General features: G+C 64.5%; 14 protein-coding genes and 1 riboswitch. Of the genes, 8 read left to right on the top strand and 6 right to left on the bottom strand.

The window, feature by feature from the left end; all coding sequences use genetic code 11:
- Nucleotides 1–2 precede the first annotated feature (2 nt).
- Nucleotides 3–458 (top strand): DMT family transporter, encoded by a 456-nt coding sequence (locus V1479_RS12445; RefSeq protein WP_368803161.1) that lies wholly within the window; start codon nt 3–5, stop codon nt 456–458.
- A gap of 89 nt (nt 459–547) precedes the next feature.
- Nucleotides 548–1,192: a YiaD family glycine zipper/OmpA-like lipoprotein gene (locus tag V1479_RS12440; RefSeq protein ID WP_368803160.1), complete on the top strand. Its 645-nt coding sequence runs from the start codon at nt 548–550 to the stop codon at nt 1,190–1,192.
- 20 nt (nt 1,193–1,212) lie between these two features.
- Here the strand turns inward: V1479_RS12440 and V1479_RS12435 are convergent, their stop codons facing one another.
- Both V1479_RS12435 and V1479_RS12430 read right to left on the bottom strand, forming a co-directional pair.
- On the bottom strand, nt 1,213–2,121 hold the full coding sequence (locus tag V1479_RS12435; protein WP_368803159.1) for a pseudouridine-5'-phosphate glycosidase: 909 nt from the start codon (nt 2,119–2,121) through the stop codon (nt 1,213–1,215).
- A 23-nt stretch (nt 2,122–2,144) separates the two neighbouring features.
- The gene (locus tag V1479_RS12430; RefSeq protein WP_368803158.1) at nt 2,145–3,098 is read right to left on the bottom strand and encodes a carbohydrate kinase family protein; all 954 of its coding nucleotides are present in this window, start codon (nt 3,096–3,098) and stop codon (nt 2,145–2,147) included.
- A gap of 278 nt (nt 3,099–3,376) precedes the next feature.
- Here V1479_RS12430 and recA point away from each other — a divergent pair, with 278 nt between their 5' ends.
- A complete protein-coding gene (recA, locus tag V1479_RS12425; RefSeq protein WP_173191672.1) occupies nt 3,377–4,474 on the top strand; it encodes a recombinase RecA in 1,098 nt (365 codons plus the stop codon).
- Nucleotides 4,475–4,658: 184 nt separating this feature from the next.
- The gene (gene alaS, locus V1479_RS12420; protein ID WP_368803157.1) at nt 4,659–7,322 is read left to right on the top strand and encodes an alanine--tRNA ligase; all 2,664 of its coding nucleotides are present in this window, start codon (nt 4,659–4,661) and stop codon (nt 7,320–7,322) included.
- A 15-nt stretch (nt 7,323–7,337) separates the two neighbouring features.
- On the opposite strand, the gene V1479_RS12415 is transcribed toward alaS, so the two are convergent.
- The 3 genes from V1479_RS12415 to V1479_RS12405 form a co-directional block, all read right to left on the bottom strand.
- On the bottom strand, nt 7,338–7,958 hold the full coding sequence (locus V1479_RS12415; RefSeq protein WP_368803156.1) for a DedA family protein: 621 nt from the start codon (nt 7,956–7,958) through the stop codon (nt 7,338–7,340).
- An 8-nt stretch (nt 7,959–7,966) separates the two neighbouring features.
- Nucleotides 7,967–8,317, bottom strand: coding sequence for a hypothetical protein (locus V1479_RS12410; protein WP_368803155.1), 351 nt, complete (start codon nt 8,315–8,317; stop codon nt 7,967–7,969).
- Nucleotides 8,318–8,616: 299 nt separating this feature from the next.
- Nucleotides 8,617–9,831 (bottom strand): NADP-dependent isocitrate dehydrogenase, encoded by a 1,215-nt coding sequence (locus V1479_RS12405; RefSeq protein ID WP_368803154.1) that lies wholly within the window; start codon nt 9,829–9,831, stop codon nt 8,617–8,619.
- A 143-nt stretch (nt 9,832–9,974) separates the two neighbouring features.
- Between V1479_RS12405 and V1479_RS12400 the strand changes: the two genes are divergently transcribed.
- From V1479_RS12400 to murI, 3 genes are read left to right on the top strand one after another with little or no spacing between them, the layout of a single operon-like run.
- Nucleotides 9,975–10,868 carry an alpha/beta fold hydrolase gene (locus tag V1479_RS12400; RefSeq protein WP_368803153.1) on the top strand — a complete coding sequence of 298 codons (894 nt, stop codon included), beginning with the start codon at nt 9,975–9,977 and terminating at the stop codon, nt 10,866–10,868.
- A gap of 60 nt (nt 10,869–10,928) precedes the next feature.
- Nucleotides 10,929–11,789 (top strand): RNA methyltransferase, encoded by an 861-nt coding sequence (locus V1479_RS12395; protein ID WP_368803152.1) that lies wholly within the window; start codon nt 10,929–10,931, stop codon nt 11,787–11,789.
- Nucleotides 11,782–12,594: a glutamate racemase gene (murI, locus tag V1479_RS12390; RefSeq protein ID WP_368803151.1), complete on the top strand. Its 813-nt coding sequence runs from the start codon at nt 11,782–11,784 to the stop codon at nt 12,592–12,594. The genes V1479_RS12395 and murI overlap by 8 nt, the downstream gene beginning before the upstream one ends.
- Here the strand turns inward: murI and V1479_RS12385 are convergent.
- Nucleotides 12,567–13,031 (bottom strand): 6,7-dimethyl-8-ribityllumazine synthase, encoded by a 465-nt coding sequence (locus V1479_RS12385; RefSeq protein WP_368803150.1) that lies wholly within the window; start codon nt 13,029–13,031, stop codon nt 12,567–12,569. The two genes, murI and V1479_RS12385, sit on opposite strands and share 28 nt — an antisense overlap.
- Before the next feature lie 82 nt (nt 13,032–13,113).
- A riboswitch (FMN riboswitch) is annotated at nt 13,114–13,258 on the bottom strand.
- A gap of 266 nt (nt 13,259–13,524) precedes the next feature.
- Here V1479_RS12385 and rpsD point away from each other — a divergent pair.
- Nucleotides 13,525–14,142 (top strand): 30S ribosomal protein S4, encoded by a 618-nt coding sequence (gene rpsD, locus V1479_RS12380; protein WP_173191654.1) that lies wholly within the window; start codon nt 13,525–13,527, stop codon nt 14,140–14,142.
- Nucleotides 14,143–14,164: the final 22 nt, after the last annotated feature.

Raw genomic sequence — 14,164 nt, 5'->3', positions numbered from 1 at the left:
GGATGCAGCATCCGTGGCTGGTGCTGCTGGCATTCGCCGCGGGCGCGCTGCTTTCCGCGCAGGGGCCAATTCTCACGCGTATCGCGTTTCACGCCGGCGGGCCGATACAGGCCGCGACCGTCGCCTTTGCCGTCGGCCTTTGCGTGCTTCTGGCAGCCGGTGTGCTCGCAGGAACCGGCGTGCCCCGGCTGGGCGCAGTCGTGAGCATGCCCGTCTGGCTGTGGGCGGGCGGCCTTATTGGAACCGGGCTGCTTCTGCTGACGCTTTACGCGGTGCCGCGCATCGGCGTTGCGGCCTTTGCCGCTGCGGTCGTGTGCGGGCAGTTGCTGGCGGCGCTCGCCTACGACCATGTCGGCGCCTTCGGCATCGAGCTGCGGCGGGTCGGTTTGCGCGAAATGGCGGGGACAATGCTGCTGCTTGCCGGCCTTGTAATGATTGCCTGCGGGCCGCGCGACTGAGCGAAGGCCGCAAGCCGGGATTTTGCCGCATTCTGTGCTAGAACGAGCCGGGATTCGCGGAATCGCGACATTCAGGAGAGGGTATTCACATGAAGAAGATGATGATCGGCATGGCTGCCGGTGTGTTTCTGGCTGGCTGCACCACCAACCCCTATACCGGCGAACAGCAGGTTTCACGTACCGCAGGCGGCGCGGCGCTCGGCGCGCTGGCGGGCGCGGGACTGGGCACGCTGGCTGGCGGCGACGACCGCCGCAACGCGCTGATCGGGGCGGGCATCGGCGCGCTGGCAGGCGGCGCGATCGGCGGCTACATGGACCAGCAGGAAGCGGAACTTCGCGGCTATCTGCAGGGTACCGGCGTGTCGGTTACCCGGCAGGGCAACAACATCGTGCTCAACATGCCGTCAAACATCACCTTCGCCACCGACCAGGACCAGGTGACGCCGGCATTCTACAACACGCTCAACGCCGTGGCGCTGGTGCTCAACAAGTACAATCGCACGCTGGTCGACATCAACGGCCACACGGACTCCACCGGCAGCGCGCAGCATAATCTCGGCCTGTCGCAGCGCCGTGCGTCCTCAGTGGCGACCTATCTGGGCCAGCAGGGTGTCGATGGACGCCGCTTCGCGATCAACGGCTTCGGCGCTTCGCAGCCGGTTGCCAGCAATGCCACGCCGGACGGACGCGCGCAGAACCGCCGCGTCGAGATCCACCTCGTGCCGATCTCCTGACTGGCAACGCGGAGGCCCGGCTAGAGGGCCTTCGCGATGCGGGCGGCCAGGCGGGCGTTGTTCTCGACCAGCGCTATGTTGGTCGCAAGGCTCGCGCCGTCCGTCAGGTCCAGCATCCGCGACAAAAGATAGGGTGTCACTGCCTTGCCGGTGACGCCCTTTTTATCGAGCTCGGACTGGGCCGCAGCAATGTGAACCGCCATGGCCTCGGCGGGGATCTCGGCGTCCGCCGGCACAGGATTGGCGATCAGCATGCCACCGGAGATGCCGAGCTCGCCTCGCGTGCGCTGGAAACGCGCGATCGCTTCCGCACTGTCGAGACGCAGCGGGGCAGGGAAGGGCGAGGTACGCGACCAGAAGGCCGGCATGACGTCCGTGCCGAAACCAACCACGGGTACGCCCCGCGTCTCCAGCACCTCCAGCGTCTTTTCGATGTCGAGTATCGCCTTGGCGCCGGCGGAAACCACGATGACGGGCGTGCGCGAGAGCTCATCGAGATCGGCCGAAATGTCGAAGCTCTTTTCGGCCCCCTTGTGCACGCCGCCGATGCCGCCTGTGGCGAACACGGAAATCCCGGCCATGTGCGCCGCGATCATGGTCGCGGCGACCGTCGTGCCGCCGGTGCGCCCCTCGGCGACCGCGAAGGCCAGATCGGCGCGCGACAGCTTCAGCGCGCCCTGCGTCTGGGCAAGCGCCTCGCGTTCGGTTGCCGACAGGCCTATCTTCAGGCGTCCGTCCACCACCGCGATGGTTGCCGGGGTCGCGCCTTCCTCGCGGATGATCTCTTCCACCCGCGCCGCCATGGCATTGTTCTGCGGCCAGGGCATGCCGTGGGTGATGATGGTGCTTTCAAGCGCCACCACGGCGCCACCACCGGCGAGCGCTGCGGCAACCTCGGGGGCGACATCGATATGTTCGGGGGTCGGCATGCGGGTCTCCTTGTTCGAGGCGCTCATGCCATGGGTGCGGGGTGTCCGACAAGCGCAAGTGCCGCCTCGAATGCCTCGTCGTCATAATACGCCACCACCTGCGATGCCTCGACTGTCAGCCGGGCAGCGGCCATGCCGTGGCGAAGCGCTTCGGCGAAGCCGAGGCCGCGCATCAGGTGGGCCACCGTCACGCCGGCGATTGCATCTCCCGCTCCGGTGACGTCGGCTACGAAGCGTGCAGGGGAGGGAGCGATGGTGAAAATGCCGCCGGGGTCGAACGCCGTCAGCGGTGCGCCGCCGGATGTGATCACGCCACGGGCGAGTCCTTTTCCGCGCAGAACCCGCGCCGCCTCGACAATATTCGCGCCGCTCTCGAGACCTGCAAGCGTGCGCGCCTCGTTGGCATTCATGAACAGGCACGAAAGCCGCGCCAGAACGCCCGCGAGGCGCCCGACCTTGGCTGGCGAGATGCCGATTGCAAAAACCGGCAGGCTGCCGGCGTGATTGACCAGCGCCTCGGCCGCTGTTGCGGGCATGTTGGCCTCGCACAAGACGGCATCCGCACCTGCCACCGCATGGCGCACCTTGCTGCGGCGGACCTGTTTCGGAAAGCCGATATCGTAGAGGCTCATGTCGGCGAAGCCCGCGATCAGTTCGCCTTCGGCATCGATCAGTGCGGTGTAGCTCGGCGTCGTCCTGTCGAGGAAGACTGCAGACAGATCCTCCACCGAAACGTCGGCGATCGCACGCGCGACGGCGTCTGCGGCCACGTCGCCGCCGCGCAGCGACAGGATCGAACCGTCGACGCCGTGGCGTACCGCGTTGCGCAAGGCGTTGAAGGCGCCGCCGCCGACTTCCTCGCTCATGGTCCCGGGATTGGACGCGGCCGGCACGTAGGCGCCGGCAAGACGGCCGCGGCGGTCGATGTGAGCCGCTCCGGCGGCGAAGAGTCTGGGGCGGATCATGAGTGGAGACATGTTGGATCGAAGAGCCGCGACACTAGGAGGCGCGCGTCATCCCGGCAAGCGGGATCGGGCGAATCGGACCATGCAGGAAGCCCTGCACCGGCGGCGAAATATCTTTGGCAATGTAAGGGGCTGCAAGAGCAACGGGATTGGACAAAAATGGAACGTATTCAGAAAATCATTCTATTTCAACAATTTGAGACCCCTTGCCAAACGTGAACAAAAAAGGTACAAAAATTCCAGGGACACCGGACTGACCGGCTTCGCTCAAGACCAAGGGGTAAGGTATCATGGCTCAAAATTCATTGCGGCTTGTTGAGGACGGTTCGGTGGACAAATCAAAGGCTCTGGATGCAGCGCTCTCGCAGATCGAGCGCGCGTTCGGCAAGGGTTCGATCATGCGGCTCGGTGCGAACGAGCAGGTGGTCGAGATCGAAACGGTGTCGACCGGCTCGCTGGGGCTCGACATCGCGCTTGGTGTGGGCGGACTGCCCAAGGGGCGCATCATCGAGATTTACGGACCGGAAAGCTCCGGCAAGACGACGATGGCGCTGCACACGGTGGCCGAAGCGCAGAAGAAGGGCGGCATCTGCGCCTTCGTCGACGCCGAGCATGCACTCGACCCCGTCTATGCGCGCAAGCTGGGCGTGGACCTCGAGAACCTGCTGATCTCGCAGCCTGACACCGGCGAGCAGGCGCTGGAGATCTGCGACACGCTGGTGCGCTCCGGCGCGATTGACGTCCTTGTCGTGGACTCGGTCGCAGCACTGACGCCGCGCGCCGAAATCGAGGGCGAGATGGGCGATTCGCTGCCCGGCCTGCAGGCTCGCCTGATGAGCCAGGCGCTGCGCAAGCTGACCGCTTCGATCTCGCGCTCCAACACGATGGTCATCTTCATCAACCAGATCCGCATGAAGATCGGTGTCATGTTCGGCTCGCCCGAGACCACGACCGGCGGCAACGCGCTCAAGTTCTATGCCTCGGTGCGTCTCGATATCCGCCGCATCGGCGCGGTGAAGGATCGTGACGAGGTGGTCGGCAACCAGACCCGGGTCAAGGTGGTCAAGAACAAGCTGGCGCCGCCCTTCAAGCAGGTCGAATTCGACATCATGTATGGCGAGGGCGTATCGAAAACCGGCGAGCTGATCGACCTTGGTGTCAAGGCCGGCATCGTCGAGAAGTCGGGCGCCTGGTTCTCCTACAATTCGCAGCGCCTGGGTCAAGGCCGGGAGAACGCCAAGCAGTTCCTGCGCGACAATCCCGATACGGCGATCGAAATCGAGCTGGCGCTGCGCCAGAATGCCGGCCTGATCGCGGAAAAATTCCTGGAGAATGGCGGGCCGGGCGACCAGGACGGCAATGAAATCGACGAGGCTTCCGGCATGTAGTCCGGACACGCCGTCATCCTGTTATTGTTACCGCAACCGTCGGCAGACCCTGCCGGCGGTTGTTTCGTTGTCGTGGCTGGTTTGTGCGGGATTTCTGGACAGTCGGATTCGGCAGCGCTAAAAGCCAAACCCACATCCGATCCAAGGCCGCGGCGGGTTGCGGCCCCTTCACGAAGGCATGAGCATGAGTGGCGTCAACGACATCCGGTCGACCTTTCTCGACTATTTCCGGAAGAACGGACACGAGGTGGTGGCATCATCGCCGCTCGTGCCGCGCAACGACCCGACGCTGATGTTCACGAATGCCGGCATGGTGCAGTTCAAGAACGTCTTCACCGGGCTGGAGTCGCGGCCTTATTCGCGGGCCACGACGGCACAGAAGAGCGTGCGCGCCGGTGGCAAGCACAATGATCTCGACAATGTGGGCTATACCGCGCGGCATCTCACCTTCTTCGAGATGCTCGGCAATTTCTCGTTCGGGGACTATTTCAAGGAACAGGCCATCGAGCTTGCCTGGAACCTGATCACCAAGGATTTCGGGCTGTCGAAGGACAAGCTGCTGGTCACGGTCTATCACACCGACGACGAAGCAGCCGACCACTGGAAGAAGATTGCCGGCTTTTCCGACGACCGCATCATTCGTATCGCCACCAGCGACAATTTCTGGGCGATGGGGGATACCGGCCCGTGCGGCCCGTGCTCGGAAATCTTCATCGACCGCGGCGAACACATCTGGGGCGGCCCGCCCGGATCGCCTGAAGAAGATGGCGACCGCTTCCTTGAGTTCTGGAACCTGGTCTTCATGCAGTTCGATCAGCCGGAACCCGGCGTCCAGGTGCCGCTTCCGAGACCGTCGATCGACACGGGCATGGGGCTGGAGCGCATGGCGTCGATCCTTCAGGGGGTCGATAGCGTTTTCGAGACGGACCTTTTCAAGGGGCTGATCGAGGCCACGGCATCGGTGCTGGGCAAGCGGCCCGAGGCCGGCAACGTCGCATCGTACCGCGTGATCGCCGATCACCTGCGTTCGTCCTGCTTCCTCATAGCGGATGGCGTGCTGCCGTCGAACGAGGGGCGCGGCTATGTCGTCCGTCGCATCATGCGCCGCGCCATGCGCCATGCTCAGCTTCTAGGCGCTTCGGAGCCCTTGATGTACAAGCTGGTGCCGGCGCTCGTGCGCGAGATGGGCAGCGCCTATCCCGAGTTGGTGCGCGGCGAAGCGCTGATTACCGAAACGCTCAAGCTGGAAGAGACGCGCTTCCGCAAGACGCTGGCGCGCGGCCTGGGCCTACTCGCGGATGCTACTGAGACGCTCGGCGCCGGCGATCGGCTCGACGGCGAGACGGCCTTCAAGCTCTACGACACCTATGGTTTCCCGCTCGATCTGACACAGGACGCGCTGCGCCAGCGGGATATCGCGGTCGATACCGCTGGCTTCGATGCCGCGATGGAACGCCAGAAGGCGGAGGCGCGCGCGAGCTGGGCCGGTTCGGGCGAAGCGGCGACCGAGACGATCTGGTTTGGCGTGCGCGACCGTGTCGGGGCAACCGAATTCCTCGGCTACGATACCGAAACGGCGGAAGGCGTCGTCACCGCACTGGTGAAGGACGGGCAGGAGGTGGCGTCGGTCGCGACCGGTGAAGAGGTTGCCATCGTTGTCAACCAGACGCCGTTCTATGGCGAATCCGGCGGCCAGGTGGGCGATACCGGCACGATGACCGGCGAAGGCTTTTCGATCGAGATCATCGACACCCAGAAGAAGGGTGATGGCGTTTTCGTTCATTCCGGCCGGGTGTTGTCAGGCACCGTCGCCAAGGGCGCGTCGGTGGAGATGAAGGTCGACCACGCGCGCCGCACGAAGATCCGCGCCAACCATTCGGCCACCCATCTCGTGCACGAGGCACTTCGGGAGGTGCTGGGAACCCATGTGGCGCAGAAGGGCTCGCTCGTCGCGCCCGACAGGCTGCGCTTTGATTTCTCGCATCCCAAGCCGATTTCGGCCGCGGAACTGGAGCGCATCGAGACCTACGCCAACGAAATCGTGCTGCAGAATGCGCCGGTGACGACACGGCTGATGGCCGTCGACGATGCGATCGCGGAAGGCGCCATGGCGCTGTTCGGCGAGAAATACGGTGACGAAGTGCGGGTCGTGCGCATGGGCACGGCACTCCATGGCGACAAGGCGAGCAAGCCCTATTCGGTCGAACTCTGCGGCGGAACGCATGTTTCGGCGACCGGCGATATCGGCATCGTACGGCTGGTTTCGGAAGGCGCGGTTGCATCCGGCGTGCGCCGCATCGAAGCGCTTACGGGCGAGGCCGCGCGCCTGCACCTGGACGAACAGGACCGGCGGCTCAAAGCAGCGGCTGCGGCGCTCAAGGTCGCGCCGGCGGATGTGGTTTCGCGTCTCGAAGCCGTCCTCGACGAGCGTCGCAAGATGGAGCGCGAACTGGCCGATGCGCGCAAGAAGCTGGCGCTTGGCGGCGGGTCCGCTGCAGGCGGCGGCAATGAGGGCGAAAGTGTGGGCGGCGTCGGTTTCCTCGGCCGCGTCGTTTCCGGCGTTTCGCCCAGGGACCTGAAGCCGCTCGCCGACGAGGGCAAGAAGTCGCTGGGCTCCGGCGTCGTGGTCTTCGTGGGCACCTCGGATGACGGCAAGGCCAGCGTCGTGGTGGGTGTCACCGACGATTTGACCGGACGGTTCTCGGCTGTCGACCTGGTACGCCAGGCCTCCGCCGCGATCGGCGGGCAGGGCGGCGGCGGCCGCCCCGACATGGCGCAGGCCGGCGGCCCCGACGGCTCGAAGGCTGCCGATGCCGTCGCCGCGATCAAGGCTGCTCTGGCCGGTTGAGTCTCGCCTACACCGTCATGCCGGGCCAGGGTCCAAGTTTTCTGGACCTTGGTCCGTGCTTGCCGGGGCGATCCTGTGCCACAGCCGCCAGCCGATGAAAATTGTCACGACAAGCGCACCGATGGCCCAGCCAGCATTCGCGATCATTTCTGCGATTCCGGAGATGTAGCTGCTGAAAAGAAAGCCCAGCGTGAGGTACGCTGCCACCCAGATCGCCTCGCCGCCGAGACCCCATATGGTGAAGGCAGGCCATGGCATGCCGGCAGCTCCGCTGGTCAGATTGATCCATGGCCCTGCCGGGCTGACCAGCCAGCGACTCAGGAAGACGCTGGCGCGACCCCATCGGCGGGAGAACTCTCTGGTGGTGGAAAGTCCAGATGCAATGTAGTCGCTGCGCCCGGCAAACCTTTCGAGCCTGCCGCCGAGTAGTCGCCCGGTGAGATAGCCAGCCTGGTCGCCGGCGACAGCGCCACCGATTGCCCATCCGAAGGCCTCAAGGGCACTGAGGTCCGATGCGGCCAGCAGAGCGCCGACGCTCATCAACACGATCGATGTCGGCAGTGGCAGTCCGAACTGTGCGACGGCCAGCGTGATCGCCATGCCCACGAGGCCGTAGGAAACATACAGATCGGTCACCAGATCGATCACGACGCTTCGGCTTTCGCGCGTGCTATAGCCGCTTCGATCTCGTCGATCAGCGTGGTGACCGGCACCCCGCGATCATCGGCGATCCGAGCAAGGGTTCTTCTGTCCGGCTCGTCCGCCTCAAGGCCAAGCATGCCGCGAAGGTGGCTGCGGTCGATGTCGTAGGAGCGGGCGATGTATCCGACCGTCATCCAGTCTTCGATTGGCACCTCTCGATGGGTAGCCCAGTAAGTGTAGAAGACGATCGTGCGGCCCAGGAAGAAAAGGGTCAACGCCCCGGCTATGACGAACGCGATGCCGAGCGCCCTGTGCCGGCGCCATGTCAGGCCAACGATATCACGCCAGTTCATGGGGCTTTGCCTGATTGTTTCCGCGCCGCAGGTTGCTTAGGCCACAGCGATCACCCTACCATTATCTTCAGCGATGGGAGCGCGGCAAGCGCGATACCTGATGAGCCGTGCCGTGCTTCGGCTCACGCGACAGGAGCAGAATGTGCAAGGGCAGGCGTTTCCTGTCGCACAAGACCGGCTGAGCGACACAGCCGCCTGCCGGTCCTAACCGCCACAAGTCAAGCCAACCGCAGTTGCACGGCCTGAAACAAAAAGGGCGGCATGAGGCCGCCCTTTCCGCAAATATCGTGGGTCGTCGCTTACGACGCCATCGCCTTCTTGAGGTTCTCGTCGATCTTGTCGAGGAAGCCGGTTGTCGACAGCCACGGCTGATCGGCGCCGATCAGGAGCGCGAGATCCTTCGTCATGAAGCCGGATTCGACCGTCTGGATGCAGACCGTCTCCAGCGTGTCGGCGAAGCGCTTGAGCTCTTCGTTGCCGTCGAGCTTGGCGCGGTGGGCGAGGCCACGCGTCCAGGCGAAGATCGAGGCGATCGAGTTGGTCGAGGTCTCCTCGCCCTTCTGGTGCTGGCGGTAGTGGCGGGTCACCGTGCCGTGGGCGGCTTCCGCCTCAACCGTCTTGCCGTCCGGGGTCATCAGCACCGAGGTCATCAGGCCGAGCGAGCCGAAGCCCTGCGCGACCGTATCGGACTGAACGTCGCCGTCGTAGTTCTTGCAGGCCCAGATGTAGCCGCCGGACCACTTGAGGCTTGCAGCCACCATGTCGTCGATCAGGCGGTGCTCGTACCAGATCTTCTTTTCCTTGAAGGCGGCCTCGAACTCCTGCTCGTAGATCTCCTGGAAGATGTCCTTGAAGCGGCCGTCATAGACCTTGAGGATGGTGTTCTTGGTCGACAGATAGACCGGCCAGCCGCGCAGCAGGCCATAGTTCAGCGAGGCGCGGGCGAAATCGCGGATCGATTCGTCGAGGTTGTACATGCCCATGGCGATGCCGGCTGCCGGCGCCTCGAACACTTCGTGCTCGATGACCTGGCCATCCTCGCCGACGAACTTCATCGTCAGCTTGCCCTTGCCGGGGAACTTGAAGTCGGTCGCCCGGTACTGGTCGCCATAGGCGTGACGGCCGACGACGATCGGCTTGGTCCAGCCGGGGACGAGGCGCGGCACGTTCTTGCAGATGATCGGCTCGCGGAAGATGACGCCGCCGAGGATGTTGCGGATGGTGCCGTTCGGCGAGCGCCACATCTTCTTGAGGCCGAATTCCTCGACGCGCGCCTCGTCGGGCGTGATGGTGGCGCACTTGACGCCGACGCCGTGCTTCTTGATGGCGTTGGCCGCGTCGATCGTCACCTGGTCGTCGGTGGCGTCGCGGTTTTCCATGCCCAGATCGTAATATTCGAGATCAAGGTCGAGATAGGGGTGGATCAGCTTGTCCTTGATGAACTGCCAGATGATGCGGGTCATCTCGTCGCCGTCGAGCTCGACGACCGGATTTTCCACCTTGATCTTCGCCATAGGAAATGCCTCGTTTCTGGGAGTGGGGACGGGACGTCCCGCAGGTTTCGAACTGGAAATGCGGCCCCTATAACATCGGGCGGCGGGAAGGCAAAGCCATGCGGCGGATCGAATGCGGTCCGCGCGCCATGTGGAGGAAACGAATGGAATTGCGCTTCCTGCAACACGATGCCGGTGCAGTCTCGCTCAACGTGGCGATGGCAGGCGAGCCGGACGCGCCGCTGGTGATCTGCCTGCATGGCTTTCCCGAATACTGGGCGGCCTGGGCCGACGTCATGGCTGCGCTGGCCGATGATTTTTGCGTGGCGGCACCCGATCAGCGCGGCTTCAACCTTTCATCGAAGCCAGAAGGCGTCGAGCGCTATCGCGTGAAGCATCTGGTCGGCGATCTCGCCTCGCTCGCCAACAGGCTTTCGCCGGATCGACCCTTCGTGCTTGCCGGCCATGACTGGGGTGCATCGGTCGCCTATGCCTATGCGATGGCCTATCCGGACCGCGTTTCGCATCTGGTGATCGCCAATGGCGTGCATCCGGTCTGCTTTCAGCGTGCGTTGCTGGAGGACGAGGCCCAGCGGCAGGCCAGCCAGTATATCCATCGGCTGCGCGCCGAAGACGCGGAGGCGCTTCTGTCGCAGGACGATTTTCGGCGACTGATCCGCATGGTCGAGGGATTTTCCGCGGCCGATTTCTTCGATGATGCGATGAAGGCGGCCTATCGCGAAACCTGGCGACAGCCGGGCGCGCTGACCGGCACGCTGAACTGGTATCGCGCGTCGCCCCTCGTCGTGCCGGCGCCGGGTGAGACGACCGGCCACGCGATGATCCTGGATATGCCGGAGGATCAATTCGCGGTGCCGATGCCGCATCTGGTGCTGTGGGGGGAGGCGGATCAGGCGTTGCTTCCCGTCTGCCTCGAAGGGCTCGATCGCTTTGCGCCGCGATTGACCGTTCAGCGGATTGCCGGCGCAAGCCATTGGGTGCTGCACGAGAAGCCGGACACGGTGGCGGACGCGATGCGGCGGTTCATCCTTGGCTGAGCCCGTTCCGTTTTCCGTCAAACTGTGCCACTGGAGCAGGCTTTCAAGCCGGGGAGAACAATGGCAGGCACCGCGCGCGAGAAACAGTTGATCCAGGAAGGACCGGCGATCGTGCTCGTCGAGCCGCAGCTCGGCGAGAATATCGGCATGGTTGCGCGCGCGATGGCCAATTTCGGTCTGGCGGAGCTGCGCATCGTCAATCCGCGCGATGGCTGGCCCAGCGACAAGGCGCGTGCGGCGGCATCCAAGGCCGACCACGTGATCGACGGCGTGAGCGTGTTTGCGTCGCTGCCGGAGGCCATTGCCGACCTGAACTATGTGATCGCCACCACGGCGCGCGAGCGCGATGGCTTCAAGCCGGTGCGCGGACCGGTGGAGGCCGGCCGGATCCTGCGCGAGCGTTTCGTGGGCGGCCAGAAGACCGGTATCCTGTTCGGGCGGGAGCGGTTCGGGCTTTACAACGACGAAGTCGGCCTTGCGGACGAGATCGTGACGTTTCCGGTGAATCCAGCCTTCGCGTCCCTCAACATCGCGCAGGCGGTGCTGTTGATGTCCTATGAATGGATGAAGTCCGGGCTGGAGAGCGAGACGCAGACCGCGTTCGAGGGGCCGCGCATGGACCCCGCGCCCAAGGCTTCGCTTCAAGGGCTTTTCGATCATCTGGAAGAGGCGCTATCGGTGCGCGGTTATTTCCGTCCGCCGACCAAGAAGCCGAAGATGGTCGACAATCTGCGCGCGGTTCTGACACGCCCCGGCTTTGCCGAGGCCGAGATCAAGGTGCTGCGCGGCGTGATCTCCTCGCTCGACTATTTCTCGCCGAAGGAGCCGCGCGGTGCGGCCTATCCCGAGCGCAAGGCGACGGCCGACGCCAAGACCCATGCAGCCGACGGTGCGAAAAGCGGAGAGCGTGACTGTGAGTGAGCGCCCGGTCCTGCTGTTCGATTCGGGTGTCGGCGGGCTGACGGTGCTGCGCGAGGCCCGGGTGCTCATGCCGGACCGCCGTTTCGTCTATGTCGCCGACGATGCCGGGTTTCCCTATGGCGACTGGGAAGAGGCCGCGCTTCGGGCGCGGATCGTCGAACTGTTTTCGAAGTTGATTGCCGAGCACGATCCGGAAATCGCAGTGATCGCCTGCAACACGGCCTCCACACTGGTGCTTGCCGACCTGCGGGCGGCATTCCCCGATACGCCGTTTGTCGGCACCGTTCCGGCGATCAAGCCGGCAGCCGAGCGGACCCGCTCCGGGCTGGTCTCGGTGCTCGCAACGCCGGGCACTGTGAAGCGCCAGTACACCCGCGACCTCATCCATGAATGGGCAGCCAAATGCCATGTCCGGCTGGTCGGCAGCGTCCGGCTCGCCGCCTTGGCCGAGGCTTATATGCGCGAGGGTTTTGTCGACGAGGAGGCCGTGCGTGCCGAAATCGCCCCATGCTTCATGGAGGAGGGCGGCAGGCGCACGGATATCGTCGTGCTGGCCTGCACGCACTATCCCTTTCTCGTCAATCGCATGCGCAAGACGGCGCCGTGGCCGGTCGACTGGATCGATCCGGCCGAGGCCATAGCCCGCCGCGCCCTGTCGCTGCTCGCGCGGGATGACCGGCCGCGCCGGAACGGATTGCCGGAGCAGCCGGACATAGCCGTCTTCACCTCGCAGTCTCCGGCGCCGTCCGTCGTGAAGCTGGTGCGAGGCTTCGGGCTTCAGGCGGCGACATCCTCCACCACCTGACCCTGAGCGGCCAGCGCTGCGCGGGTCTTGCCGATCATCAAGGCCGCCCGGGCCGCCTCGCGACCCTTCTCGACGAAGTGCGCGCGGTAGATCTGCCGATGGTGATCGGTCTCCTGATACTGATGCGGGGTCAGCGACACCGAAAGGACCGGGACGCCGGTGTCCATGCCGGCGCGCATCAAACCGTCGACGACGGCCTGCGCAACGAATTCGTGGCGATAGATGCCGCCGTCGACAACGAACGCGGCCGCTGCGACGGCCGCATAGCGGCCGCTGGCGGCAAGATCGCGCGCCAGCAGCGGCATTTCGAAGGCACCGGGCACGTCGAACACGTCTACCTGCTCGGCGGGGACGAGTTCGCAGAAACCTTCCAGCGCACGCTCGACAATATCGGCGTGCCAGTTGGCTTTGATGAAGGCATAGCGGGTGGGTGTCATCATGATCTCCTTTGGCAAACAGACACGTCACCCAAGGCGATCACGAACGGCGGCGACCATGCGCATTGCGCCAGCCTCGACCGTGCGTTCTCTTTCATCCGGACTATGACCGTCGGCTCAGGCATCTCACCTGATCTGCTGACCCTTCCTCGCGGAAGGCGCTCGCGGGCTCGCGGCAATCGCCGCATACCGCCGGTGGGGATTTCCGCCCCGCCCTGAGAACGGTAAAAGTGTAGGATCGCCGGGGGCGAACTGCAATGGCGAAATGCTCGATTGCGCCACGCGCGCGGCGCGTTGACAAACTATCGGCTTTGCCATATCCCACCGCCAGCGCCGGGCAGCAATGTCCGGCGGTTCACTGACGTGTCCCGTGGGCATCTTCGCAAAGCGTGCGTGGGATGCCCTGTCAGGCTCCGAAAAAGGGGGCCAGAGGAGGGCGCGTTTCCTTGATCCGATGTGTGAACATCGGGTCGCAACTTTTTGAGGAAATGCGATGAGCAAGCGCGAATCCGCCAAGTACAAACTCGATCGCCGCATGGGCGAGAACATCTGGGGCCGTCCGAAGTCCCCGGTCAACCGTCGTGAATACGGCCCCGGCCAGCACGGCCAGCGCCGCAAGGGCAAGATGTCCGACTTCGGCCTGCAGCTCCGCGCCAAGCAGAAGCTGAAGGGCCATTACGGCGACATCTCCGAAAAGCAGTTCCGCAAGACCTACGAGGAAGCCGACCGTCGCAAGGGCGATACGCCGGACAACCTCATCGGCCTGCTCGAATCGCGCCTGGACGCGGTCGTCTACCGCGCCAAGTTCGTGCCGACGATCTTCGCCGCGCGCCAGTTCGTCAACCACGGCCACGTCAACGTCAACGGCCGCCGGGTGAACATCGGTTCCTACCGCTGCAAGCCGGGCGACGTGATCGAGGTTCGCGAGAAGTCGAAGCAGCTCGTCATCGTGCTGGAGTCGGTTCAGCTCGCAGAGCGCGACGTGCCGGACTACATCGAGGTCGACCACAACAAGATGGTCGCAACCTTCAATCGCGTGCCGGGCCTGGCTGACGTACCGTTCGCGGTGCAGATGGAACCCAACCTCGTCGTCGAGTTCTATTCCCGCTAAGCGTCCCTCAAGCGAAGGACAA

Source organism: Neoaquamicrobium sediminum, assembly GCF_040970315.1.
GTDB lineage: Bacteria > Pseudomonadota > Alphaproteobacteria > Rhizobiales > Rhizobiaceae > Aerobium > Aerobium sediminum.
This window is presented reverse-complemented; position numbering and strand designations above follow the sequence as displayed.